Annotated in this window: 23 protein-coding genes and 1 tRNA gene; 17 read left to right on the top strand and 7 right to left on the bottom strand. The window is 42.0% G+C overall.

Features of this window, described 5'->3' with window-relative positions:
* Positions 1 to 160 precede the first annotated feature (160 nt).
* A complete protein-coding gene (locus J4N25_RS05905; protein ID WP_207421216.1) occupies positions 161 to 304 on the bottom strand; it encodes a hypothetical protein in 144 nt (47 codons plus the stop codon).
* A 42-nt stretch (positions 305 to 346) separates the two neighbouring features.
* Complete coding sequence (locus J4N25_RS05900) at positions 347 to 1,705, bottom strand: MFS transporter (RefSeq protein ID WP_207421215.1); 1,359 nt, start codon at positions 1,703 to 1,705, stop codon at positions 347 to 349.
* Between the two features lie 292 nt (positions 1,706 to 1,997).
* Here J4N25_RS05900 and J4N25_RS05895 point away from each other — a divergent pair, with 292 nt between their 5' ends.
* A complete protein-coding gene (locus J4N25_RS05895; protein WP_207421214.1) occupies positions 1,998 to 2,861 on the top strand; it encodes a M28 family peptidase in 864 nt (287 codons plus the stop codon).
* A gap of 80 nt (positions 2,862 to 2,941) precedes the next feature.
* Positions 2,942 to 4,432, top strand: a complete 1,491-nt coding sequence (locus tag J4N25_RS05890; RefSeq protein WP_207421213.1) for an FAD-dependent oxidoreductase — start codon at positions 2,942 to 2,944, stop codon at positions 4,430 to 4,432.
* 47 nt (positions 4,433 to 4,479) lie between these two features.
* Here J4N25_RS05890 and J4N25_RS05885 read toward each other — a convergent pair whose 3' ends face one another.
* Positions 4,480 to 5,838 carry an MATE family efflux transporter gene (locus J4N25_RS05885; RefSeq protein ID WP_207421212.1) on the bottom strand — a complete coding sequence of 453 codons (1,359 nt, stop codon included), beginning with the start codon at positions 5,836 to 5,838 and terminating at the stop codon, positions 4,480 to 4,482.
* A gap of 126 nt (positions 5,839 to 5,964) precedes the next feature.
* Between J4N25_RS05885 and J4N25_RS05880 the strand changes: the two genes are divergently transcribed.
* The 4 genes from J4N25_RS05880 to J4N25_RS05865 all read left to right on the top strand — a co-directional run bounded on the left by J4N25_RS05880 (position 5,965) and on the right by J4N25_RS05865 (position 8,585).
* Complete coding sequence (locus J4N25_RS05880) at positions 5,965 to 6,168, top strand: hypothetical protein (protein WP_207421211.1); 204 nt, start codon at positions 5,965 to 5,967, stop codon at positions 6,166 to 6,168.
* Positions 6,169 to 6,349: 181 nt separating this feature from the next.
* Positions 6,350 to 6,541, top strand: coding sequence for a hypothetical protein (locus tag J4N25_RS05875; protein WP_207421210.1), 192 nt, complete (start codon positions 6,350 to 6,352; stop codon positions 6,539 to 6,541).
* Between the two features lie 199 nt (positions 6,542 to 6,740).
* Positions 6,741 to 8,072 carry a M23 family metallopeptidase gene (locus tag J4N25_RS05870; RefSeq protein ID WP_207421209.1) on the top strand — a complete coding sequence of 444 codons (1,332 nt, stop codon included), beginning with the start codon at positions 6,741 to 6,743 and terminating at the stop codon, positions 8,070 to 8,072.
* A 30-nt stretch (positions 8,073 to 8,102) separates the two neighbouring features.
* Entirely contained in the window at positions 8,103 to 8,585 is a 483-nt protein-coding gene (locus J4N25_RS05865; RefSeq protein WP_207421208.1) for a 2'-5' RNA ligase family protein, read from the top strand.
* 77 nt (positions 8,586 to 8,662) lie between these two features.
* Here J4N25_RS05865 and J4N25_RS05860 read toward each other — a convergent pair whose 3' ends face one another.
* On the bottom strand, positions 8,663 to 8,824 hold the full coding sequence (locus tag J4N25_RS05860; protein WP_207421207.1) for a hypothetical protein: 162 nt from the start codon (positions 8,822 to 8,824) through the stop codon (positions 8,663 to 8,665).
* A gap of 315 nt (positions 8,825 to 9,139) precedes the next feature.
* Here J4N25_RS05860 and J4N25_RS05855 point away from each other — a divergent pair, with 315 nt between their 5' ends.
* Positions 9,140 to 12,079 carry a glycosyl hydrolase 115 family protein gene (locus J4N25_RS05855; protein ID WP_207421206.1) on the top strand — a complete coding sequence of 980 codons (2,940 nt, stop codon included), beginning with the start codon at positions 9,140 to 9,142 and terminating at the stop codon, positions 12,077 to 12,079.
* An 83-nt stretch (positions 12,080 to 12,162) separates the two neighbouring features.
* Here the strand turns inward: J4N25_RS05855 and ribB are convergent, their stop codons facing one another.
* Positions 12,163 to 13,302 (bottom strand): 3,4-dihydroxy-2-butanone-4-phosphate synthase, encoded by a 1,140-nt coding sequence (gene ribB / locus J4N25_RS05850; RefSeq protein WP_207421205.1) that lies wholly within the window; start codon positions 13,300 to 13,302, stop codon positions 12,163 to 12,165.
* A gap of 235 nt (positions 13,303 to 13,537) precedes the next feature.
* On the opposite strand from ribB, the gene J4N25_RS05845 reads away from it, so the two are divergent.
* Together J4N25_RS05845 and J4N25_RS05840 are read left to right on the top strand one after the other, a co-directional pair.
* The gene (locus J4N25_RS05845) at positions 13,538 to 14,542 is read left to right on the top strand and encodes a pectinesterase family protein (protein WP_207421204.1); all 1,005 of its coding nucleotides are present in this window, start codon (positions 13,538 to 13,540) and stop codon (positions 14,540 to 14,542) included.
* A gap of 19 nt (positions 14,543 to 14,561) precedes the next feature.
* Entirely contained in the window at positions 14,562 to 15,569 is a 1,008-nt protein-coding gene (locus J4N25_RS05840) for an alpha/beta hydrolase (RefSeq protein WP_207421203.1), read from the top strand.
* Between the two features lie 5 nt (positions 15,570 to 15,574).
* On the opposite strand, the gene J4N25_RS05835 is transcribed toward J4N25_RS05840, so the two are convergent.
* Complete coding sequence (locus J4N25_RS05835) at positions 15,575 to 15,754, bottom strand: hypothetical protein (RefSeq protein ID WP_207421202.1); 180 nt, start codon at positions 15,752 to 15,754, stop codon at positions 15,575 to 15,577.
* Between the two features lie 570 nt (positions 15,755 to 16,324).
* Here J4N25_RS05835 and J4N25_RS05830 point away from each other — a divergent pair.
* The 6 genes from J4N25_RS05830 (at position 16,325) to J4N25_RS05805 (ending at position 20,053) form a co-directional block, all read left to right on the top strand.
* On the top strand, positions 16,325 to 17,098 hold the full coding sequence (locus tag J4N25_RS05830) for a PASTA domain-containing protein (protein ID WP_207421201.1): 774 nt from the start codon (positions 16,325 to 16,327) through the stop codon (positions 17,096 to 17,098).
* The gene (locus tag J4N25_RS05825) at positions 17,091 to 17,393 is read left to right on the top strand and encodes a rhodanese-like domain-containing protein (protein WP_242695785.1); all 303 of its coding nucleotides are present in this window, start codon (positions 17,091 to 17,093) and stop codon (positions 17,391 to 17,393) included. The genes J4N25_RS05830 and J4N25_RS05825 overlap by 8 nt, the downstream gene beginning before the upstream one ends.
* Before the next feature lie 14 nt (positions 17,394 to 17,407).
* Positions 17,408 to 18,463 carry an endolytic transglycosylase MltG gene (mltG, locus tag J4N25_RS05820; protein ID WP_207421199.1) on the top strand — a complete coding sequence of 352 codons (1,056 nt, stop codon included), beginning with the start codon at positions 17,408 to 17,410 and terminating at the stop codon, positions 18,461 to 18,463.
* Positions 18,463 to 18,870: an acyl-CoA thioesterase gene (locus tag J4N25_RS05815; protein WP_207421198.1), complete on the top strand. Its 408-nt coding sequence runs from the start codon at positions 18,463 to 18,465 to the stop codon at positions 18,868 to 18,870. Before mltG ends, J4N25_RS05815 begins: the two co-directional genes overlap by 1 nt.
* Before the next feature lie 3 nt (positions 18,871 to 18,873).
* Positions 18,874 to 19,869, top strand: coding sequence for a YihY/virulence factor BrkB family protein (locus J4N25_RS05810; protein WP_207421197.1), 996 nt, complete (start codon positions 18,874 to 18,876; stop codon positions 19,867 to 19,869).
* Between the two features lie 96 nt (positions 19,870 to 19,965).
* Positions 19,966 to 20,053, top strand: a tRNA-Ser gene (locus J4N25_RS05805).
* A 200-nt stretch (positions 20,054 to 20,253) separates the two neighbouring features.
* Here the strand turns inward: J4N25_RS05805 and yiaA are convergent.
* Positions 20,254 to 20,721: an inner membrane protein YiaA gene (gene yiaA / locus J4N25_RS05800; RefSeq protein ID WP_207421196.1), complete on the bottom strand. Its 468-nt coding sequence runs from the start codon at positions 20,719 to 20,721 to the stop codon at positions 20,254 to 20,256.
* 127 nt (positions 20,722 to 20,848) lie between these two features.
* Here yiaA and J4N25_RS05795 point away from each other — a divergent pair, with 127 nt between their 5' ends.
* On the top strand, positions 20,849 to 22,348 hold the full coding sequence (locus J4N25_RS05795; RefSeq protein ID WP_207421195.1) for a hypothetical protein: 1,500 nt from the start codon (positions 20,849 to 20,851) through the stop codon (positions 22,346 to 22,348).
* A gap of 95 nt (positions 22,349 to 22,443) precedes the next feature.
* The gene (gene ilvD / locus J4N25_RS05790; protein ID WP_207421194.1) at positions 22,444 to 24,132 is read left to right on the top strand and encodes a dihydroxy-acid dehydratase; all 1,689 of its coding nucleotides are present in this window, start codon (positions 22,444 to 22,446) and stop codon (positions 24,130 to 24,132) included.
* Positions 24,133 to 24,221: the final 89 nt, after the last annotated feature.

Raw genomic sequence — 24,221 nt, 5'->3', positions numbered from 1 at the left:
GATATTAAAGTGGATAGGTGTGTTCTGTGTCATGAATCAATCGTTTTATCCAATGACGCAGGAGAAAATGAAATGCTACAGCTGGCTTAAGGAAAATAGCCTAAAAGAAAGAAATTTAACATTTTTTAAGAAATTGGGCTTTAATTGTGATAAGCAAGGCTCACTCGTCTTCCAGGTCCCCGATAAAGTCATCATCATCGAAGATCTCCTTCTCGGTTTGTTCTTCCCAGGCCTCTAAATCTGTTTTTTCCTTTTGGGGATCGACGATCTCCTCTTCAGGATCGGTAAACTGAATACTATTCATAATAAACATCTAACAGGGATCTTTTATTAAGGTTTAGATCCTTTATACCAGGATCTCTGCTTCCTTCAACGTTTTGTAGTTCCGGTAAGCCTCTCTGATATTCTTCTGGTACCATAAAAGGATCATACCACAAATAAGTACGATAGACGCATTAATAGTTATTGCCCACCTGATTCCAAAATGTTCGGTTAGCCACCCTATTTCAAAATTGCCGAGGGGCGCTAATCCCATAAACATAAGGATGTACAAGCTCATAACCCTTCCGCGAAATTCGTTTTTAACCATCCCCTGAATTATAGTGTTCATCATAGACGATTGCAACAAAAGCCCTAAACCCGTAAAAAACAGAAGAAAAAGCGCCGTCGGTAAATAAGTGGTGTTAGCAAATGCAATTAAGCTGAGGCAAAAAATAGCATTTCCACCGATTATAAACAATGTTGATGAAACTCTTTTCGAATGTGCGCCAACCAAATAGGTGGCTAGTAAAGAACCTAATCCGGTAGCAGAGTAAAGATACCCAAGTCCTTTCGCTTCAACATGAAAAACGTTCCGGGCGATTACAGGCATGATGGTAGTATACGACCAGCCAAATACAGAGATAACCGCTGTAAACATCAGCAGTACTTTGATGATCGGATGAGAGAAAGAATATTGTATCCCCTCTTTAATAGCCTGAATAGGATGAAGATTGCTTACAGGAGGTTTTTCTTGAATGGAAAGAAAGAATAAGGCAACAATTACTGCAATATAGCTTACACCATTGGCAATAAAAGCTCCGCCCGATCCAGCTACCGCAATCAGCAAGCCCGCTATTCCGGGTCCAATAACACGGCCTGCATTAAATATTCCAGAATTTAAAGCAATGGCTGAGGCTAGTTGTTCTCTGGTCACTAACTCCGATACAAAAGCTTGTCGTGCAGGTGCATCTATTGCGGTTACCGTTCCCATAAGAAATGCGAATGTACAGATAACAGGTACGTTAACGAGGTTCAGGTTTGTTAAAATACCTAATGAAAGTGCAAGTATCATGGCAAGACTTTGTGTGATAAATAGAATCCTTTTTTTGTAGAACCTATCAACGATCACACCTCCGAACAAGGAGAAAAGCAAGGAAGGAGTGGTTGCTAAAGCGGCGACCAGACCAATTAGAAAAGGTGAGTTGGTAAGCTGAAGGACCAGCCAGCCCTGAGCTACAATTTGAAGCCAGGTGCCTATCACAGAAACCAGTTGTCCGAAAAAATATATCCTATAGTTTTTACTTTGCAAAGCCGGAAACGTACTAAGGCGTTTGCTCCAGACAGAATTTTCTCCGGCGCTTTTCCCGTTACTTTCCGCTAGAAGGTACTCCTGTTCCTTTTTTAAGTTACTATTAAGATTTAAGCTGGCTTCCGAGCTGTTCATGTTATTTTCATAGTTTTTAAGCCTCAAGGCACAACAGCCATACCAATTTGCGCGACCACTTGATTTTTCCGTAGAAAACAATTTCTTCAGTAAACATTTTTGTCACTGATCTCTTCCTAAATTAGCTTTTATTTTCGCGGTGAGTAGCACTGCTGATAGTACCTTATATTTTTAAAAACATTTGCTTATGCAGTCCATTCTAAACCTATTATTACTCTTTTGCTTTTTGCAGGGATGCCAGCAAAGGGGGACGAGTGAGCATAAACAGACAAACCCAGATCAAAGTATATCTATGAAGGCAAACAGTGACCGCTTGAAAACAGATGTTCGTTTTCTTACCGAATTGAATCCTCCGCGTAATTCTGATAATTTGGAGTCACTTGCGAAAGCGGCATCTTATATTAAAGATGAATTCGAGAAGGCTGGTTTGGTAACGGAAGAGCAAAAATGGACCGCTGAGGGAAAGGAATATAAGAACGTTATTGCTTCCTATAATTTAGAAAAGAAGGAGCGCCTGATTATTGGAGCGCATTATGATGTTTGCGGTGAACAACCCGGCGCTGATGATAATGCGAGTGCCGTTGCCGGCTTACTCGAAATTGCTAGGCTGATGGCAAATTCTAAGGTTGAGCTCGACTATCGCATTGATTTCGTTGCTTATAATCTTGAGGAGCCTCCATATTTTGCTACTCAGCAAATGGGGAGTTTCATTCATGCAAAGTATCTGAAACAAAACAATATCCCTGTTATTGGGATGCTATGTTTTGAAATGATAGGTTATTTCTCTGATGAACCCAACTCTCAGGGATTCCCATCCGACGAACTTAAAAAGCTATATCCAAATACGGGTAATTTCATCATTGTTGTTGGATTGGAGAAGCAGAGCGATTATTCACGTAAAGTGTTTGGTTTGATGAAAGGCAAGGCAAATATCGACGTTCAACTGATCAACTTTCCATCGGCAGTAGGCCTTGCGGGTCTTTCAGATCATCGTAATTACTGGCAATTTAATTTTCCTGCAGTGATGATAAACGATACCTCCTTTTTAAGGAATCCGAACTATCATAAACCTTCGGACACGATTGAAACACTTGATTTTAATAAGATGGCTGCTGTTGTTGATGCTACTTATAATGCTGCCGTAAATATGAAATAAGCTCAGCTATTCCTGCTAAAAAGAAAAAACTTTTAACCTGCTTTTCCATTATTCTAAGACAAATAACCTTTGAATAACGTATGGGAAACCTTTCAGTATGGCACGAGGAAGTGGAACTTGCTTCATTTCCTGCTTTAACCAAAGAATTTCATGTTGATGTAGCTATTGTCGGCGGTGGGATCACCGGGATCACTGCGGCCTACCTGCTTTCCAGGGCCGGGAAAAAAGTGGCGGTTTTAGAAGCAAGAAAGATAGGAGAGGGCTCAACAGGCTATTCTACCGGTAATCTATACGCCACTATCGGGGGCGAAGGCATGCATAAAATAGCACAGAAATTCGACGATCAAAAGTTACGGGAAGTAATTGAATCGCGCGGAGCTGCCGTTGATCTTATCGAACAAATAATTACAGAACATAATATCGATTGCGATTTTAAAAGGGCGCCATGGTCTTTATTTACCGTGGAAGGTAAAAGCCAGAAGTTTGTGGAACAGGAAAGGGATGCTGCAATCAGGGCAGGATTACCTGTAGTTAGCAATGTTCCTTATACGGCAGAGGTAAAGGACGGCTTCAGCGTTCTTAATCAGGCTCAGTTTAACCCTTTGAAGTATGTAGTTTCTCTTGCAAATAAGATTCAGTCTGATACTTGCCGCATTTTTGAAAATTCACGGGTAGTGAAAGTTGAAGAAGGCGAGATATGTAATGTCGAAACTGAACATTCCCGGGTTACTGCCGACCACGTCATTATGGCTACTCATACCCCCAAAGGTATTTATATGGTTCATACCACCTTGGGTCCGTATCGCGAGTATGCCGTTGCTGCTACTCTCAAAACTGATGAAATTCCTTCGGGTATCTATTGGGATATGCAGGAAACTGAGCATTATTCTGTGCGTACTTTCGATTCTGAGAAAGGTAAGATCGTGATGGTTTTGGGGGAAATGCATAAGGTTGGACAAAAAGAAGAAAACCTTGAATGCTTTCACAAGCTGGAAGAATTTCTAAGAAAACGGTTTAACATTGGTGAAGTGGTTTACCGCTGGTCGGCACAGCAGTACAAGCCGGCCGACACTATTCCTTATATTGGAATAAGCACCGGCGATCGTAGAACTTTTATAGCAACCGGTTTCGCAGCTGACGGACTTACTTACGGAACCCTGGCTGCAATGATCATTTCGGACGAGATCAACGGCAGGACCAATCCATGGAGCAAAACCTATTCGGCTTCAAGATTAACACCAATAGCGTCGGCACCCAATTTTGCCAAAGAAAATATTAACGTAGCTTACGAATTAGTGAAAGACTGGCTGGCAAATGATGTCGAGAAGTTTTCAGAGGTAAGAACCTACGAAGGTAAGATTATGGATATCGATGGTTCAAAACATGCTGTCCATCGTGATGGAGAGGGAAAACTTCACATTGTTTCAGCTGTTTGTCCTCATATGGGATGTATTGTTCACTGGAATACAGCTGAACAGTCCTGGGATTGTCCATGTCATGGAAGCCGCTTTTCGAAGGAGGGCGAAGTGCTGGAAGGCCCCGCAATAAATCCGCTTAAAAAGGTCGAGTAATATCAATAAAGCAGGTAATTCCTTTTTCGGTTGCCTGCTTTTTCTTTTTAGATTTCTTCAGTTACACGTTTCATAACCCTCTTATAACGAATATAAAGTAGAGCTGCAGATACAAGCAGTCCAAGTGTCAGGCCGAACCAAATCCCGTTCGCTCCAAATTTCGTATGAAGGCCAAGGAAGAAAGCTACAGGTAAACCAACCACCCAGTAAGCCAGGAAGGTAATGAGCGTAGGTACATTAACATCTCCTAGTCCCCGCAAGATTCCAAGTCCTACAACCTGTGCTCCATCAAATAGCTGGAAAAATGCCGCCAGTAGCAGTAATTGTGCAGCAACAGAAATAACGGCAGTGTCGGTTGTGTAAATCCAGGGAAGGTAAAATCTGAAAATGGAAAAAAAGAAAGCCGTAATTAGCATAAATAACATGACGATGTGATAACTGGAATTTGCAGATAAGCGCATATTCGAGAAATCTCTTTTTCCAAGATTTGTTCCTGTTTTAATGGTTGCTGCAGCAGAGAATCCACTCGCCATCATGTATGACATGGCAGCGAGATTGATAGCAATTTGGTGGGCCGCTTGTTCCACTACTCCGATAGTTCCCATTAAAATGGCAGCGCCACTAAAAGCACTTACCTCAAAGGCATATTGCATCGCTACCGGTCCTCCTATTTTAAGGATCTTACCGGCTCGTTTTTGGCTTATTCGTTTAATATTGAAGCTTTTTAAATATTCTTTAAAGTATTTTGATTTTAATATAAAGAATCCCATGGCCAGGGACATCAAAACCCTGTCGATCAATGTGCTGAGTCCTACCCCCCTTACACCCATAGGTTCAATGCCGAACATACCCTTCACGAAAATAATTCCCAGGCAGATATTCAACACGTTCCCCACAATTGATATGATCATCGACTGCTTGGTGAACCCCAGACCTTCTGCAAATTGCTTGAAGGTATTAAAGATCATCAGGGGAATAATAGATGCGCCAAGAAGGCCCAGGTAGGGTTTCGCCTCTTTTACAACCGCAGGCGCCTGGTGCAGGTGATCGATACTTAATAGAAGACCAAAATAAATAATCGCAAAAAGTAATAAACTTGTAATTGTGTTAATTAATAAGCTGTTAGACAGAAGTTTCCCGCATTCCCGGAAATTTTTTCTTCCATTTTCCTGGGCGATTAATGGCGTTAATCCGTAAGATATCCCTATTCCGATCACCATCACTACAGTAAAGATACTGTTAACCAGAGAAACAGCAGCAAGAGGGATAGTGCCTGCAAACTGTCCAACTATTACGCTATCTGCTAAATGCACAAGTGTATGTCCTAGTTGAGAGATAACAACCGGGATAGCCAGATTAAGATTTGACCGGTAATGATCTTTATATAAAGAGTAGATTTTCTTCAAGGTGATTCTTGTTTTGGTATCGAACTTGCAAAGATAAGGTAGCCTTTGCTAAGCAAGTGTCATTAAACAAAGCTAAAACTTAAACAGGCGGCTCGCAGAGGTTTGGTTAAACTAAAAGGAGAAGTGATGATTACAGCGAATGGTGATACCTTTTTAAGAGAAAATCCTACAGATTTTACTTGCAACATGTGCAGTGGATCAATTATGTATGTCCAGGTAATGGAGAAGCCAATGAGAGTGGTTGCCGATTTTTTCCAATGTGACCGTTGTGGGTATAGGATTGAAACAAGGGAAATGCAGGAAGAGGAATTCCCGGCATTTTACGATTAGTTTTAACAGCTATCAGGCCAGCCTTGGCCTGATAGTACAAATGCAACTATTACGGTCTTAACACCATTTTTAATATCGCTAAAGTATTTTTCGCTGACAAAGAGTTGATTAGAAAAAAGTTTTAAAGGTCGAAAACATCTGGGTGCGTTTTCTGTTGCTTTTGTTACCAATTCAAATCAACATGCCAAAGAAAACTAACCCGTACGATTTAAACTCGAACATTAACCTTTTTTTGAGAGAGCTTCCTGATGCTAAAACAACAATGCAATCAGTGTACTCAAAAGAACTTTCATTCGGTGAGAAGAAAGTTGTTTTGGTTGCCCAACAAATAAAAGGAGCAAACGGAATGACATGGAATATTAACGTTTGCTAGCCACAAGTAGGTATTCTCTGTAATGAGCCGCCCATGAACATTACAGAGAACTGCCTCTCCAGAAAACCTGATCCAACCTTCCCCAGCATTTTTACAAACAATCAGACTTTCAGAAAAAAATCTGCTTTATTAAAATAATCCTTTGGTTTACTTGTTTAAAGGGAGCAATATTCTCATTAATATATTGAATATAAGTGCTATGGGAAACATTAGGTATATATCTACGCTGTCTATATTATTCTTCATTCCTTTAATTTTGCTTCTGCCGGCTTGTTCTGTTACAGGTCCATCCGGACTGTTCGGCAAAAGGAGTCCCCATGAACAATACGAACAGAAACTTGCAGACGCAGGTTTGAAGCAAACCGCATTAGGGAGATCATGGCTTCAACAAGCAGAAAGCAGTTTAGAGAAACCACTATTGGTTTCAGTTCCCTATAAAGAAGCAGGTTATTTTGCAGCCGAAAAGCCACGTGCTGCAGCGTTAAAATTTGAAGCAAAGCGTGGTGAAAAGATTGAGATAAGCTTGCAGAAAAAGCCTGCCAGTAATTTCACTATCTACGTGGATCTTTGGGAGGTGAAAAACAAACAGAATAAGAAGTTACTTGCTTATGCTGATACCAATGCAGCTCCCTTTAGTTATGATATCGAGGATGAAGGAACTTATCTTCTGCGATTGCAACCAGAGCTCCTTGTTTCCGGGGAGTATACATTAACGATCAGCAGCGGCCCCTCACTTGCTTTTCCTGTTCAAAAAGGCCAGATAGGAAGTTTCTGGGGTGCTGACCGGGACGGAGGAAGCAGGAGGCACGAAGGGATTGATATATTTGCAAAGAAAAGGACTCCAGCGATCGCTGCTGCGGATGGGGTGATCAGCCGTGTAGATGAGAATAGGTTAGGAGGTAAAGTAGTATTTCTGCGCCCGCAGAACAAAAACTTCAATCTGTATTATGCTCACCTGGATGAGCAGTTGGTTCAAGACGGGCAGAAGGTGAAAGTTGGAGATACAATAGGTCTGGTAGGTAATACCGGGAATGCTATTCATACAGCCCCACATCTTCATTTCGGAATTTACACTATTGGAGGGGCAATTGATCCTATTAATTTTGTCAGGCCTGTGGATAAGAAGCCTTCATCCATTACCGTTCCTTTAACCAACATAGGTAAGTCGTTACGAACAAGCGGCAACGAAACTGCTTTTCGTGAAAGCCCTGGAAAATCCGGCGGCCGCTTACTTCAACAACTTGCTCAAGGCACATTAGTTCAGGTATTGGCAGCTTCTGCAAGCTCCTACAAAGTAGCATTACCCGATGGAAGGGAGGGGTTTATTTCGGGTGCGACACTTGCACCAATTTCTTCACCACTGCGTCGAATGAAAATTGAAAGCGAAATAGCGTTGTTAGATAACCCCGAAGCTGGAGCCGCAAGAAAAACATCCCTTACGCCAGGTTTAACAGTAGATATCCTAGGTAAGTTCAATGATTATTACTTCATCTCATCCGAGAACAATAATGGCTGGATCAGCGTAAATTAGAGGATGTCGGTTCCCTTAATCCTAACACTAATGCTTGAACAGGAGCACGCTTCCTACTTCACTTCTTTACGTGATCATTATTTTCCTGTTGAAAGGAATTACCTTAAGGCTCATATTACTTTGTTTCATCATCTTCCCGATACTATTGAACTTATGGAGGATTTGGAGCAATTAACAACAAAACAGCCCTTTTTCTCGATCCGTACAAATGGATTCCTTTTCCTCGGGAACGGTTTTGCAATAAAAGTAGAGAGCACCGAGCTTCAGCAGGTACACAGTGCCTTGCAGCAGAAATGGTGGGCATCCCTCACTAATCAGGATAAACAGAAGTTACGTCCTCATATCACCATTCAGAACAAAGTGCTGCCTGATCAGGCCCGTATAAGCATGAACGAGCTTGAGACTGTTTTTGAAGATCGTATTGTTCCCTCGATGGGGCTTGCATTATGGGAATACCTTGGCGGTCCGTGGAAATTAAAAAGGGAATTTAAGTGGGGCAGACTCAGGCCCTGAAAGAAAAAAAGAGCTGCACAGTCCGTTTAGCTCTTTTTATGTGTCGAAATTATCGATGTAATTTGAATATATGTTGATCAGGCTACCAGTAGGTCATTATCCTGGGTATTTACCTGGTTGTTGCTTAGGAATTTGCCTTTTTCAGCTTTAAATTTTTTCAAATCTTGAATCAGGATTTCTCTTAATTCTTTATCAAACTCTTTAGTTAGCGAATCGGTAATATTAAGGGTGATGTCCATAGTCGTTGTTTTTATGACAACAGTATTACCAAATCCGTGCCAGCGCGTTTTTATAGTTCTAAGGCTGGCGATTTAAATAAGTTGTAGCTTATTTAGTACAATTAGTCGTACCGCCATGTAAGAAAACTGTATTGCAAGCCGTTTAAGAGCCTTTTCTTCTTTGTTGAATACTCGCACTTGGTATTACATTTTTTACAACATCAACTAAACGGGCATCTATTCCTTCATGCGAATTCCTGTATATTAGCCTCTCCATTTAACCAATTAAATGAAAGTCTGGACCTTCCACGAGTTCCATTCTGATATGTACTGATCATGTTGAAAATTAAGAGTCTTTTATCAAAAAGTAATTCAGGCCGCAGGTTACTTCTCTCTCTTTTCGCCGTTTTGCTGTTATCCCACACTGAAACTAATGCCGCTGTATTTAGATTAGTCACCCCTGATGCTAAAGTCTCCATCGTCTACGCCCGGGAAGAAGGGAAATTAGACTCCATTGCGGCCCACTTGTTGGCTAAAGATATTGAAAGGGTATCCGGCTATCTCCCCAGGGTGTCCTCAAATATTGCTGCAGCACAGGGAAACGTTATCCTGATCGGAACGGCACAATCTCAACTAATAAAGAGTTTTAATAAAGACCTGGCTAAGAGCTTAAGCAACAAATGGGAATGCTTCGCTTATAAACTGATCAGTAAACCTGGTTCAAGAATAAATAACATCTTGCTGATTGCGGGAAGCGATTTAAGAGGGACTGCCTACGGCGTTTTCGGCATTTCTGAGAAAATAGGCGTTAGTCCCTGGTACTGGTGGGCAGATGCTAATCCGGTTAAACAACCTAACCTTTCGGTTGATATAAAAGATCATGTATCAAAAGAACCCAGCGTAAAGTTCAGAGGGATCTTTTTAAATGATGAAGATTGGGGATTACAACCTTGGGCAGCGAAAACATTCGAATCACAGGGTGTTAAAGACATTGGTCCTAAAACCTATGCCCAGATCTTCGAATTACTTCTACGTTTAAAGGCTAATCTTATCTGGCCAGCTATGCACGAAAGTACCAAAGCTTTTTACCACTATCCACAAAATAAGCAAATTGCTGCCGATTATGAGATAGTGGTCAGTTCATCACATGCAGAACCAATGCTGAGAAACAATGTTGACGAGTGGGATACAAAGACATTGGGGGCTTTCAATTATAAGACGAATAAAACAAAAGTATTACGCTATTGGGAAGACCGTATCAAGGAGAGTAAGGGAAACAATGTGATCTACACAATGGGGATGCGAGGAGTTCATGATAGCGGTATGGAAGGCGTCAAGTCTGTTCAGGAGACCGTGCCATTATTGGAACAAATATTTGCAGATCAAAGAGGTTTGCTGGCTAAACATATCAATCCCGATATAGAAAAAGTGCCTCAAACTTTTTCTATTTATAAAGAAGTTCTTGATGTGTATGAGGCAGGGCTCAAAGTTCCGGAAGATATCAGCCTGAACTGGCCTGATGATAATTACGGCTATATTCAACGCCTTGGGACACCCGAAGAAAGGAAAAGAAAAGGTGGATCCGGAGTTTATTATCATGCTTCCTATTGGGGAAGACCACACGATTACCTCTGGCTGTCGAGTACAAACCCCGCCCTTATTCGCGAAGAGATGACTAAGGCCTATACAATGGATGCCAAAAAGATATGGGTTTTGAATGTTGGGGATATCAAGCCCCTGGAATACAATATTCAGCTATTCCTGGATATGGCCTATAATATCGACCCTTTCCTGTCTGCTGAGTATACGGCGAAGCATTCGGAAAAATGGACTAGTGATATTTTTGGAGAGGCCAATGCGAAAGAAATCGGGCGTATATTATCACGTTATTACGACCTGGCATTCGAGCGCAGGCCTGAATTTATGGGTTGGAGCAGAACAGAACCAACAACCCCTGTTGGGTATACCCAATACAGTCATCACCGTTATGGAGATGAAGCTGAAAAAAGGGTAGGAGAGTATGAGGAATTAGAGAGAAGAGTCGACCTGCTAAAACCTAAAATTAGTTCAGCAATGGAAGATGCCTTTTACCAACTGGTAGAATATCCGGTTAAAGGCGCGTCGAACATGAACAAGAAGTTTTTGTACCGTGATAAAGCTTACTTGTATTCTTTACAAGGACGGGCTTCTGCAAAAAACTATCTTGATCTTTCAGCAAAAAGCTATTACGAAGTGGTAAAAGCTACCGATTACTATAACAACTCGATGGCTAATGGCAAGTGGAAGTGGATGATGTCTATGAGGCCAAGAGAACTTCCTGTATATCAGCTTCCAAAATTTAATACCACCAGATCTGGAAGCTCCTCTGTTTTTGTAGCCAGGGTTGAAGGCTTTAAAGATTCTACGACAGCCTCGGTTCCTGATCTCCAGAAATTGCCGGACTTCAACAGGTATGTTAAAAAGAGGTATTTCGTAGACCTTTATCTTACCGCAGATTCGGCATTATCCTATCAGGTGAGCCCTTCTGCCGATTGGATTCGTGTTAGCAGAAGCAATGGCCTGTTGTCTTCTAAAAATGCATTTAGCGAAGAAAGGGTATGGGTAGATATTGATTGGAATGAAGCTCCCGAGCAGCTTTTAAAAGGTTTTGTAAATATTCAGCTGCCAGGTAAAGAGTATAAAATTGAAGTAAGTGCCGACAATCGCCGGGTGAAAGAACTTGAGGGCTTCAATGGATTTGTTGAATCAGATGGGCATATTGCCATGAATGCTTCAAACTATAGTAGAACAAAGGAGAGCCCAGGTAGGAGATGGAGCACCTTAAGTACTACTGCAACAGGCAGGAAATGGGTAGAAGCGCTGCCATTAAGTGCAAAAGCCGAAGAACAGGAGGGGCAGATCTTGAAAAATCCTTTCCTCGAATATGACTTTTATAGTTTTAATCCAGGTTCTGCAACGTTTTATTTTCACACCCTTCCAACACATCCTCTGAACAATGAATACCAGATGAGGTACGCCGTAAGAATAGATGACGGAACAGTAAAGATCTTAAATTTCAAAACTGCAGGTAGAAGCGAAGAGTGGAAAGAGAACGTTTTGCGTAATAATGCTATAAGATCTTTAGTCATTCCGACCCTTTCTTCCGGAAAGCATAAGCTAAGCATCTACATGATAGATCCTGGAGTGATCCTTGACAGGATCTTTATTAGTTTGGATGGACGCAAGAATCCCTATGGTCCTTTAGAAGAGACCTATATCGGAAACAAAACTAGATAGAGCTGAGCTCGTTAGGCTCGAAGAGAGGAGATTTTAAACCTGCAGGCAATTATTCTACCTGCAGGTCTAATTTAAAGGCCAGATCAATTATCTTTTAATATTGGAGTCACATCGGTGATTTCAATACCATATCCACTTAATCCTGCCCGCTTTTTAGGATTATCCGTAAGTAAACGCATCTTAGAAACACCTAAACTTCGCAGAATTTGCGCTCCTACGCCATAGTCACGCTGATCAATCTGTTGTTTCCTCGACTCGCCTTTTATCTGAAGTCCGTTTTCTGCACCTATATAGTTGTAAAGCTTGCTGATCAGGGCGCCGCCAATGCTTTCCTGATTCATATAAACCACAACGCCCTTACCTTCCTTATCGATGATCTCCATCGATCTATGTAGCAGTTTACTGCAGTTGCAAAGGCATGAACCGAAAATGTCACCGGCGATACAAGACCGGTGTACTCGTACCAGCACAGGCTCATCCGCCTTCCATTCTCCTTTTATAAGTGCAAGATGATGAGTGCCGTTATCGAGTTGGGTGTAGGCAACCATATCGAAATCACCCCATGCAGTAGGCATTTTTACAGCTACCTCCTTTTTAATCAAGGTTTCATGCTGCAGGCGATATTCTATAAGATCTTTAATGGAAATGATCTTGATGTTCAGGTCTTCTGCAATCTTTAAAAGATCTGGAAGACGAGCCATTTCACCATCTTCCTTCATGATCTCTACGATCACCCCTGCCGGTTCCAGCCCTGCCATCAAGGCAAGATCAGTAGCAGCTTCGGTATGACCAGCCCTGCGTAGCACTCCTCCATCTTTTGAGCGTAACGGAAAGATATGCCCGGGCTTCCCTAGCTCCGCAGGATGAGTTGCAGGATCAATAAGTGCCTGAATGGTCTTCGAACGGTCGGAGGCAGAAATGCCGGTTGTGCAGCCTTTTCCGATCAGGTCAACCGATATAGTGAAATTAGTTTCGTGAGTTGCTGTGTTTTTGCCCACCATCAGATCCAGCTGTAATTCATCACAGCGTTCCTCCGTTAAGGGAATACAGATCAAACCTTTACCATGTGTGGCCATAAAATTTACAACGTCCGGGGTAGCAAAGCGGGCTGCCACCATAAAGTCGCCCTCATTTTCCCTGTCATCATCATCAACAATGATAATGAGCTTACCAGCTTTGACATCTTCTATCGCTTCCGGAATTGTATTTAGTATGTTTGCCATAAGAGCAAAAATAAAGGATTTCACGATTTAAGTATCTTTTTATTTTCCGGCATCACCAGCAGACCGAAGGGGCAATCCCCAAACTGAAATTTACACCTTCTAGGCTAATTTTTGAACCTGTTATTGATTGATCTGATAGAATTTTGACTTTATTTGCAATTGTAAAATAACCAACGTTGGTGCTGTTAAATTTCAGCACTTTTCGGTCCCAATTAATCTCAATTCTATTAAATTTATGATAAGGTATTTTCTTGCCGTATTCCTCCTTCTTGTTTCTGTTGCCCAAACTAAGGCTCAGCAAACCTATCCATCTACAATTACTGTCGCTCAGGATGGTAGCGGAGACCACAAAACTATCCAGGCGGCCATCAATTCAGTTCGTGATCTGGGTCAAAGAAGGGTTAAGATCTTTATTAAAAAAGGTGTTTACAAGGAAAAAATTATCATCCCTTCCTGGAAAACCAATATTTCGCTTATTGGCGAAAGCGCAGGGACGACTGTGATAACAGGTAACGACTATTCCGGGAAGCCTGTCCCGAACGGAAAGGATAACCTGGGCTTAGAGAAATACTCTACCTATACCTCTTATACGGTATTAATACAAGGCAATGATGTGGTTTTAGAAAATCTGACCATTGAAAATACAGCAGGAAGGGTCGGACAAGCGGTTGCCCTGCATGTGGAAGGCGACAGGACGATTGTGAAGAATTGCCGGATCCTGGGCAACCAGGATACTTTATATACATCAAAAGAGGAAAGCCGTCAATATTATGAGAATTGCGAGATCGAAGGTACTACCGACTTTATTTTCGGCGAAGCCACCTGTGTATTTCAAAGTTGCACTATTCGCAGTCTTAGCAATTCTTACATTACAGCTTCTGCACAAAGAGAGGCTCAGAAATACGGTTATGTTTTCTTCGACTGCAAACTGATTGCAAATCCCGAAGCAACTAAAGTTTACCTGGGTCGTCCCTGGAGGTCTTATGCTAAAACAGTTTTTATCCGTACAGACATGGGATCGCACATTATTCCTGAGGGCTGGAATCCATGGCCTGGAGATAAGATGTTCCCAAACAAGGAGAAAACAGCTTTCTACGCAGAATATGAGAGCAAAGGCCCAGGTGCAAATCCAACAAAGCGGGTACAATGGTCCAAGCAACTATCAAAAAAACAAGCCAAACAGTACACCCTGGCAAATATATTCTCTAAAGGAACGAACTGGATCCCTACAGTTGACTAGCGAACTGCTGCTGTTTACCATGGATACTAAAAAACTTAAGATTGCACTCCTGATTTCAGCTGTCTTTTTTGCTGGGCATATAAATGCTCAGACAAAAAAGACAGCTGAAATCCCGCGAGACACCTCCTATAATGTGAGGAAGGTTTATAGTCAGATCAGGAAGAACTTTCCATATGCAACTCCTGCTTTAGACGAAGTACCGGCAGGTGTTATTGCAGAACGAGATGTGGTGTATGCAACCTTACCTGAAAGCACTTTCGGGAAGAGGGAATTGCATGCAGATATTTTCAAACCCGCTAAACAAGGTGTTTATCCGGTCTTGATCATGGTGCATGGGGGAGGGTGGCGTTCGGGCGACAAGTCAATGCAGGTGCCGATGGCTGAAATGCTTGCTGCGAAAGGATTTGTAACTATACCCGTCGAATATCAGTTATCACTTGAAGCAAAATATCCTGCTGCGGTACATAACATTAAAGCCGCCATACGCTGGGTAAAGGCAAATGCAGCAAGGTATAACATAGATACAACTAAAGTAGCTATCTCAGGATGTTCTGCAGGCGGTCAGCTTGCCTCCTTAGTTGGCTTAACCAATGAGGTTAAGAAATTTGAAGGAACAATGGGATATAATAATTACTCCAGTTCTGTTCATGCCGTTATAGATATTGACGGTGTTATCAATTTTATGGCTCCTTCGTCTTTAAATTCTCCCAGGACAAAAGATTCTCCTGACGTACAATGGTTGGGTGGTTTATTTAACGAGAAACCAGAAATATGGAAAGATGCATCCCCCGGCTACTGGGCTAATGAAAAATCAATACCGATGCTTTTTTTAAATAGTGGTCATTCCCGTTTCCATGCTGGTCAGGACGAGCTAATTGGCCAGTTTAAAGAATGGGGTACCTACCATGAAGTGCATCAGTTTAATGTTAAAATGCACCCCTTCTGGCTTTTTCATCCCTGGGCTGATGAGTCTGTTAACTACATGGCCGATTTTCTAAACAAAGTTTTTAAAAAGCCCCGGAAATAGCCTGATTAATCAAAGTGTTCTTCTTGTTGCTTCTTCTGTAACTTCCTGTTCTGGAAGAAATACGCTAAATAGCAGGAAACGATAGAAGTTGTTAATAATAGAAATGGACTTTCAGAGGCAGGAGCCGTAATAAAAGCATCAATTCCAGCAAGCAGGGTTATAACAGTTAGAATTTCTTCCTTCATAAATAACGTTGTACAACTCAAAAGTATAACCTTCAGCTTTTTTTAGCTTTTCTGCAGCTGGTATAGTTTTCAACGTTGCCCCGGTTTTCCACTTTTTCCCTGGCAACACTCAGTAAACCTGTTTCTTATGTTTATTCAACAAATTGTAATTTGAAACGGTATTAAGTAGATAGAATACGTAAGCGAAATGCAAATCAATATTTCCCGGCTGACTCTAGTTAACATAATAGTTTAACTTCTACTGAGTAGGGATTTACTAGGACTTGCGGCACCAGGCATAAGATAAAAATTTATTTTTTTAGGAGCACTTAAGGAAAAGTTTTACCTTAGATCATCTTATCCAACCTACACAATGAAAAGAAAATTTACCTTGATAGACAAAGCTCTTTTTGTCTTTTCCCTGATCTTATGCGTTTCTTATATCCTGTTAAGAGTGCTGGCTGCTTTTAATTATTTTCAAGCGAACAGATAATTCCATTCACTTAAATACTTTCGGGCCCTTTGTCTGAATACTTGCCGTTGCAGGTTTTTTGACTTAAGTTTGGAGCTTATTTGTGATTGCCCAAATAAATGAACAAGTTTTTAGCTTACCTCAGAACAGACACCTTTCGAAAAAACCTGATTATTGCTATCGTTTCAGTAATAGTTTTTCTACTGGTGATATTTTTCAGCCTACGCTTTTATACAAGACATGGCGAAGGTCAGCCTGTTCCCAAATTAAAGGGGATGAACGTGGAAGAAGCCGTTGAACTGTTGGAAGCCCAGGGGTTCAATTATCAGATAGATTCAGTGTTCCAGGTTGGTAAAGCGCCGGGGCTGGTTATTGAACAGGATCCCGATGCTCATACAAATGTGAAGGCAAACCGGACCATTTACCTTACGATCATTACCAGGAATGCTCCGGAGGTTGGCTTCCCTAATATTTTTGAAATGACATTTCTGGAAGCAAGGGCTGTTCTCAGTAATTACGGAATAAAAATTGGCGATACCAGCTACACCTCAGATATCGTTCGCGACAGGGTACTTGAAGCCACATTAAAGGGTCGTACCATTTCAACCGGACAACAAGTTCCAAAGGGCTCCGTTATTAGCCTTGTATTGGGTGATGGCAAAGGAGCAAGTGAAGTGGACCTTCCGGACCTTTCCGGCAGTACCTTATCCGAAGCAAGATTTGCATTAAAGGGCTCTTCTTTGAGTGTCGGTATGGTAACTTATGAGGGCTTAATCTCTGATACTACAGGTGCCCGTGTGATCAGGCAGTACCCTTCGGTTGACAGTCTGAATAAAGTTAGCATAGGGTCTAAAGTGGATTTAATTTTATCTAATGGAACGCCAGTTGAGTGATATTGTACCCGCTGAACTTAAAGAAAGGCTGAAAAAGGGAGAGGACCTGAAGCTTTTAGATGTTAGAGAACAGCTTGAATTTTTTACCTATAATATTGGGGGGAATAACCTTCCGCTCGGAAATCTGCTTCGGGATATAGAAGATCTCGAATATGAAAAAGACGAAGAAATCGTCGTTATCTGCCAGCGCGGTATAAGAAGTGAAACTGCGTGTAAACAATTAGCCCTTGCCGGGTTTACTAAGGTGAGAAATTTAACGGGCGGGCTTCTCGCCTATAGAAGAATCGTAGAATAAAAATTTATTAAAGGATGTCTGATCAAAAATCAGGAAGACTAAGCCAGAAGTGGAAAATTATTATAGCTCTGGCTGCGGTGGTTTTATTGGCCTTAGGTATTACCCTGTTCAACTATTACATGAAGTTTTTCGGACCGAGTGTTACTAATAATGCCGAGTATCTCTATGTTCGCACGGGTTCAACTTTCGCCGATGTCTACAAGAGTATTGAAAGCCAGGAAATGGTAAGTAAGCCCGAAGTATTCAAATGGGCTGCCGAGAAGATGGGCTATCCTGCGGTTGTTAAGCCGGGGAAGTATAAGTTGAAGGCAGGAATGAGCAACCGGAACTTCATTAACATGTTGAAGGCAGGCAACCAGGAGCCTGTTAATATGCGCTTCAAGAGCTACCGTATAAAAGAAGACTTTGCCAAGTATGTTTCTACTCAGCTTGAGGCTGATTCTACATCTTTGCTTCGTTTGCTTGATTCAACTGAGTATATCAGTAAGTATGGGTTCAATAAGGATAATGTTTTTGCTGTCTTTATTCCAAACTCTTATGAGATGTATTGGAATACCTCTGCCGACAAGTTCTTTACAAAGATGTATGAGGAGTACCAGAAGTTTTGGACCTCAGAACGGAAAAGTAAAGCAAAGGCAATTGGTTTAACAGAGCTTCAGGTAAGTTCCCTGGCAGCTATTGTTGATGCTGAAGCGCTGTACGATGATGAAATGCCCACTATTGCCGGACTGTACATGAACCGTTATAAAAATGGAATTAAATTACAGGCAGACCCTACAGTGATCTATGCGAATAAAGACTTTACAATCCGTCGCGTGCTAAACAAGCATTTGCTGAAGGATTCTCCTTATAATACTTATGTATACAGGGGGCTTCCTCCAGGCCCTATAATGATGCCAAGTATCAATGCGATCGACGCGGTGTTGAACCATAAGAAGCACAAATTCATATACATGTGTGCTAAGGAAGATTTCTCAGGCTATCATAATTTCGCAGTAACACAAGCTGAGCACCTGGCAAATGCAAGAAGGTTCCAGCAGGCCTTAAACGAGCGTAACATCAAGAAGTAATGTTTAGTCACGAAACAAAGATCAGGGTCAGGTACGGCGAGACCGACCAGATGGGCTACATGTATTACGGCAATTATGCCGAATTCTATGAGGTGGCGCGTGTTGAATCATTAAGAAGCCTTGGAATGACCTACCGTTCTATGGAAGAAGACGGGGTGATGATGCCGGTTCTGGAGATGCACGCGAAATATCTTAAGCCAGCTTTATACGATGAGGAGATCACCATCAAAACTCAAATCGAAAAGATGCCGGGCGTGAAGATTCATTTCAAGTATTATTTCTACAACGAAAAACAAGACTTGATCCATGAGGGAGAGACCACACTAGCTTTTATCGACATGAAACGAAACCGGCCCTGCATGCCTCCAGCTCTCTTCTCTGAAAAGATGAAGCCGTTTTTCGAATAAACTATGAAGGGTGTTCACAAATTTCTACTTAAAAATCGTCTTTATTCCAACTTTATAGAATGGACGAAGGTATTTGTGATACCAGGATTTGGTCCGCTTCCATTATACACTATTTGCTCCTTTTTTTTTCAGGAAATAGGCAGGGACTCCCTGGCTAACAAGGCATCATCGCTGGCCTACAGCTTTATGCTGGCTATATTCCCTACGATCATCTTTATATTTACACTTATCCCGTACATTCCAGTAGAAGGGTTCCAGGATCAGCTGATGAACCAGCTGAAGCTTCTTTTCCCTACCTACAGTTACCTGGCAGTACGGTCAACACTTGAAGATATTATTAACAAGCAGAACGGGGGAGTGCTTTCTTTCGGTTTTGTGGCGGCACTGTTTTTCGCGACCAACGGTATTACCAACCTGATGAAGGCCTTTAATAAGTCATCCCTGATCATCGAATCAAGAGGCTGGTTGCGGCAGCGTCTGGTTGCCATTGCGCTTACCTTTGTCCTCTTTTTCGCACTTGTAGTGGGTCTCGGTATTATAACATTTTCGGAAGTAGCCATTGCAAGGATCCAAAAGGAGTTTGCCTTTAATAAAGCCTTCTACGTTTTCCTGGTGGCAGCTGTACGGTGGTTTATTCTTATCGCCATTTATTTTATTACTATCTCTATCTTATACAGGTACGGTCCGGCCCATACCAAAAAATGGAAACTTTTCAGTCCCGGTGCATGGTTGGCCAGCGCTTTGGCTTTAGTTACCTTCTGGGGTTTCGGATTTTATATCAACCATTTCACCAATTTCAATCGTCTGTACGGCTCTATCGGTACTATCATTGTTGTCATGATCTGGCTATACCTAAACTCCTTTATTATTTTGCTTGGATTTGAATTTAACGCAAGTATTGATCTTTCCAAGCGAAGTATTAAGATTGTGAAGCCTCTTTTCAACTCATTTAGACGCGAACCCGTAGAGGAAAACATCACAAAAAACAACCTTCGATAAAAATATTAAGCTGGTTTTCAGAAGCATTAGCAGTAAAATTGAAAAAAGGATACATCTCATTTTGGAGATGTTGCTGAGAATTGTACTTTTGCCCCCGGAGAGTTGGCAGAGTGGTCGATTGCGGCAGTCTTGAAAACTGTTGACTGTAACAGGTCCGGGGGTTCGAATCCCTCACTCTCCGCCAAATCAAATGCTGCCCGAAGGGTGGCATTTTTTGTTTACGGCGAGCCGAGTTCACTCGGGCGAGCTGATAAACAAAAAATGCCAGGGAGCGGAGCGACCAGCATTTGATTTGAAGCCCCCCCTCTAGGGATCAACGCAGTTAATCCCGCAAAAAACCCCGCCACCTTGCTACGCAAGCCGACGGGGGAAGCAACCGCTACGTTACAGTTCTTTATCCTCGAACAACTTTGCGTCGCGGGTATTCTTTTGCACAGCAATAGCCGAGAACATACTCAGGCAGAAAGCCATGGCATAAAATCCTTTTTCACTAAGCGTAATATCTGCATTCCAAAGGCCAATAGTAAGCAATACCATTGCGGCAATAGTTGCAAACCAACTGATGCCATAATAGAGATCAGTAACGGCAAGCCCTTCAGCTTTGTCCCTCACTGTTTTTTGCACCGAGATCACTGCGAATAAACCAAATAGTAGAACGGTGAAATAATAGCCCTTCTCATTAAGCTCCATACTCGCGTTCGATAGGCCAATGCAATATCCTATTGTTCCTGTCAATAATGCAAACCACGAAGCTCCTATAAATGCCCCTGTAGGTTTGAAAGGGTTTCTGGTTTTGTCAGCATGTTTTGCGATAGATGAATTTTCTTCAGTTCTGTTGTGTAGCGATTCCATATTTATTTTGTTAATTAATATGAATCAAATGTCGGCTGAAAAAAGGAGCTGTAAAAAGCAGTTTAAGAAGATTACTGACGATATATTTTGCTAGTTTTTATAATTTTACCAACATCAAAATAAGCAAATGGACTCACTCTCAGAGTTGGTAAACCTACTTAATAGCTACGATAAAAAGCTTTTCAGGCAGTTTTTAGAGCGTAAAAACAAAAGGGAAGACGTTAAAAATCTTGATCTACTGAAATTATTAGAAACTGACGATATAGAAGGCTTAAGCAAGCTTTATAAACCAGGGAAAAATAAGGATGCCTATCATGCTTTACGAAAAAGGCTGCAGGATTCTTTATTACTCTTCCTCTCGCAAAAGACCTTCGAAAGCAACCAGTCAGAAGCCTATGAGGCGCTCCGGCTGCTGGTGGTAGCACGATTCCTGCTAGAAAACGATGTAGTGAAGGTAGCGTTTAAATGCCTGGATAAAGCTGAACGTCTTGGGGAACATTTGGAGCAGTTCAATCTGTTGAATGAGATTTTGCTGCTAAAGCTCCAGTACGCGCATTTACCAGGGGCAGAAGAATTAGACGCCTTAACCATCCGCTTCCTGAATAACCAGTCGGAGATGCAGCGCGAAGCTAAGCTCAACATGGCCTATGCCTTTCTACGGCAGGAACTGCAGGAGATACACCTTAAAGGCAAGGTCGTTAATCTGACAGCTTTGATAATAAGAACGATAAGGAAGTATAAGATCTCTATGCAGGACCTCATGACGTATAAGGCAGTTTACCAGATCCTTTTCATTGCCAACGAATATGCTGCCATACAGCAGAATTATAGCCTGATCGAGCGTTTCATAGATCGTACAAATAACTTTCTGCAAAATCAGCAGCAAACCAGGAAACCCTATTTTTTTTACCATATCTCCATCCTGTATTTTTTAGCGAACTTCCACCTCAGGCAGAAGGATTTTGGAGCAAGCATGTCCTACCTTAAGGAGATGAATGACCTTATGGTGGACGACGAGCGCTATTTCACCATCTTTCATTTACGACATCAGTTACTTACTGCACTTAACCTTTTCTTTACCGGTGATGCGGATAACGCCGTCGCCCTAATAAAAGAATCACTTTCCAACACCAGGCAAAAGGCAAAACCGGAAGATATTGAGGACCTGCGAATATGCCTATCCATGTTCTTAGCCCTGCAAAATGACCGGGGATGTTTGAAACAGCTGACTTTACTAACCCAGAGCGACGCATGGTATGAAAAGAAAATGGGCATGTTATGGACCATTAGAAAGAATGTAATGGAAATTTTAGTGCATGCACAATTCTCGAATATAGAACTTGCCATGTCGCGACTAACCAGCTTTCGCCGGCGATATAAGAAGTATTTGCAAAGGACTTCAGAAGAACGGGTATTGTTGTTTCTGAAGCTGGTTGAACGATACCTCTTAAAACCTGATGTAGTTTTTGAACCAGCCTATAGGAAGGCTGTTTTGAAACAGCTGGACAGTGAGGAAAATCAGGATATCTTCACCTTGAGTTTTATCGCCTGGTTAATAGCAAAATGGGAGAAAAAGACAGCTTACGAAGTCGCCTTCACAACCTTAAACCCCTCAAAACCCTTCTGACAATCTTCCGATTTTGACGCCGGTCAATATTTTTAAAAATTATTTGCAGCAACTTTGCCGCCAACACTATTTAGCATTCAAAATAAAGATCAATAATGAGAAGTGATGAAGTAAAAAAAGGGTATCAAAGAACGCCTCACCGTTCATTGTTCAGAGCTACTGGACTGAAAGACGAAGATTTTAATAAGCCATTCATTGGGGTAGCCAATTCGTTTATAGAGATCATTCCCGGACACTTTTTCCTAAATAAGGTTTCAGAGATCATTAAAGAGGAGATCCGGGCGAACGGCTGTGTACCTTTTGAATTTAATACCATTGGCGTTGACGACGGGATCGCGATGGGCCATGACGGTATGCTTTATTCATTACCAAGCAGAGAGCTGATTGCAAGTTCGGTAGAAAGTGTGATGAACGCCCATAAACTCGATGCAATGATTGCCATCCCAAACTGCGATAAGATAGTACCAGGGATGATCATGGGAGCTCTAAGGGTTAACGTGCCTACTGTATTTGTTAGCGGGGGCCCAATGGCAAAAGGCTATAAGAAAGATGGAACGCCAATCGACCTGGCTACAGCCTTCGAAGCAGTAGGAAAACACGAAGCAGGAAATATGAGTGATGAAGAGCTGCTTGACATCGAGTGTAATGCTTGTCCCAGCGGTGGAAGCTGTTCAGGAATGTTCACAGCAAATTCAATGAACACTCTTATGGAAGCTATGGGAATTGCGCTGCCAGGTAATGGTACGATCCTCGCCCAAACTCCTGAAAGGGAACAATTATACAGGGAAGCAGCAAGACGGATCTGTGAAATTGCAAAAGACGAAGCTGCACGTGAAAAGTTTAAGTTGAAGAACATCCTCAACGAAAATGCAATAAAGAATGCCTTTGCCGTAGATATGGCTATGGGCGGTAGTACCAATACCGTATTGCACATGCTGGCTATTGCCAATGAGGCAGATGTTAATTTTCAACTGAAAGACATTAACAAGATCTCCAAGAATGTTTCGCATATCGCAAAGATCTCCCCAAGTCTTACCACAGTTCATATGGAGGATATTAATCGCGCTGGAGGAGTAAATGCGGTGATGAAAGAGATGACAAAAAGAGGGGGCGAAGTATTGATCGATAACCTCACCATCAGTGGAGAAACATTATTGGAGAAAATAGCTAATGCGGAGATCAAAGACGAAAATATCATTCATACCATAGATAATCCATACAGTGCTGTTGGGGGATTAGCAATCCTCTACGGTAACCTGGCTGAGGAAGGTGCGGTGATCAAAACTGCCGGAATCACCGGTTCAAGGGTTTTCACGGGTAAGGCAGTATGTTTTGACGGTCAACCGGAAGCAATCGCAGGTATCCTTATGGGGAAAGTAAAGGCCGGTGATGTGGTGGTTATTCGTTACGAAGGCCCTAAGGGAGGTCCAGGCATGCAAGAGATGCTAACACCAACCAGTCTTATCATGGGAATGGGGCTGGGAAGCTCTGTTGCCCTGATTACCGATGGCCGCTTCAGTGGCGCAACCAGAGGTGCTTCGATTGGTCACGTATCCCCAGAGGCTGCAGAAGGTGGCATGATCGGCTTGCTTAAGGATGGAGATGAAATTCATATAGACGTTGATAATTATATCCTGTCGGTAAACCTGAGCGAGGATGAGATAGCAAAAAGGAAAGCTGAATTTGTGCCTGTTAAGAAGCCATTAAAATCCAGATGGCTAGGACAATACAGGGCATTAGTTACGAATGCCAGTAATGGAGCTGTTTTAAAGACAGATTTATAGCCGTTCGGCTGCTAATAAAATATAAAAGAATCCCGGCAGGTATCGGGATTCTTTGCTTTCACGCCAGCTAAATTTGCTTAAGTATACTT

Source organism: Desertivirga brevis, from assembly GCF_017355835.1.
Note: the sequence above shows the minus strand (reverse complement) of the source record. Positions and strands in the feature narration are given on the sequence as shown.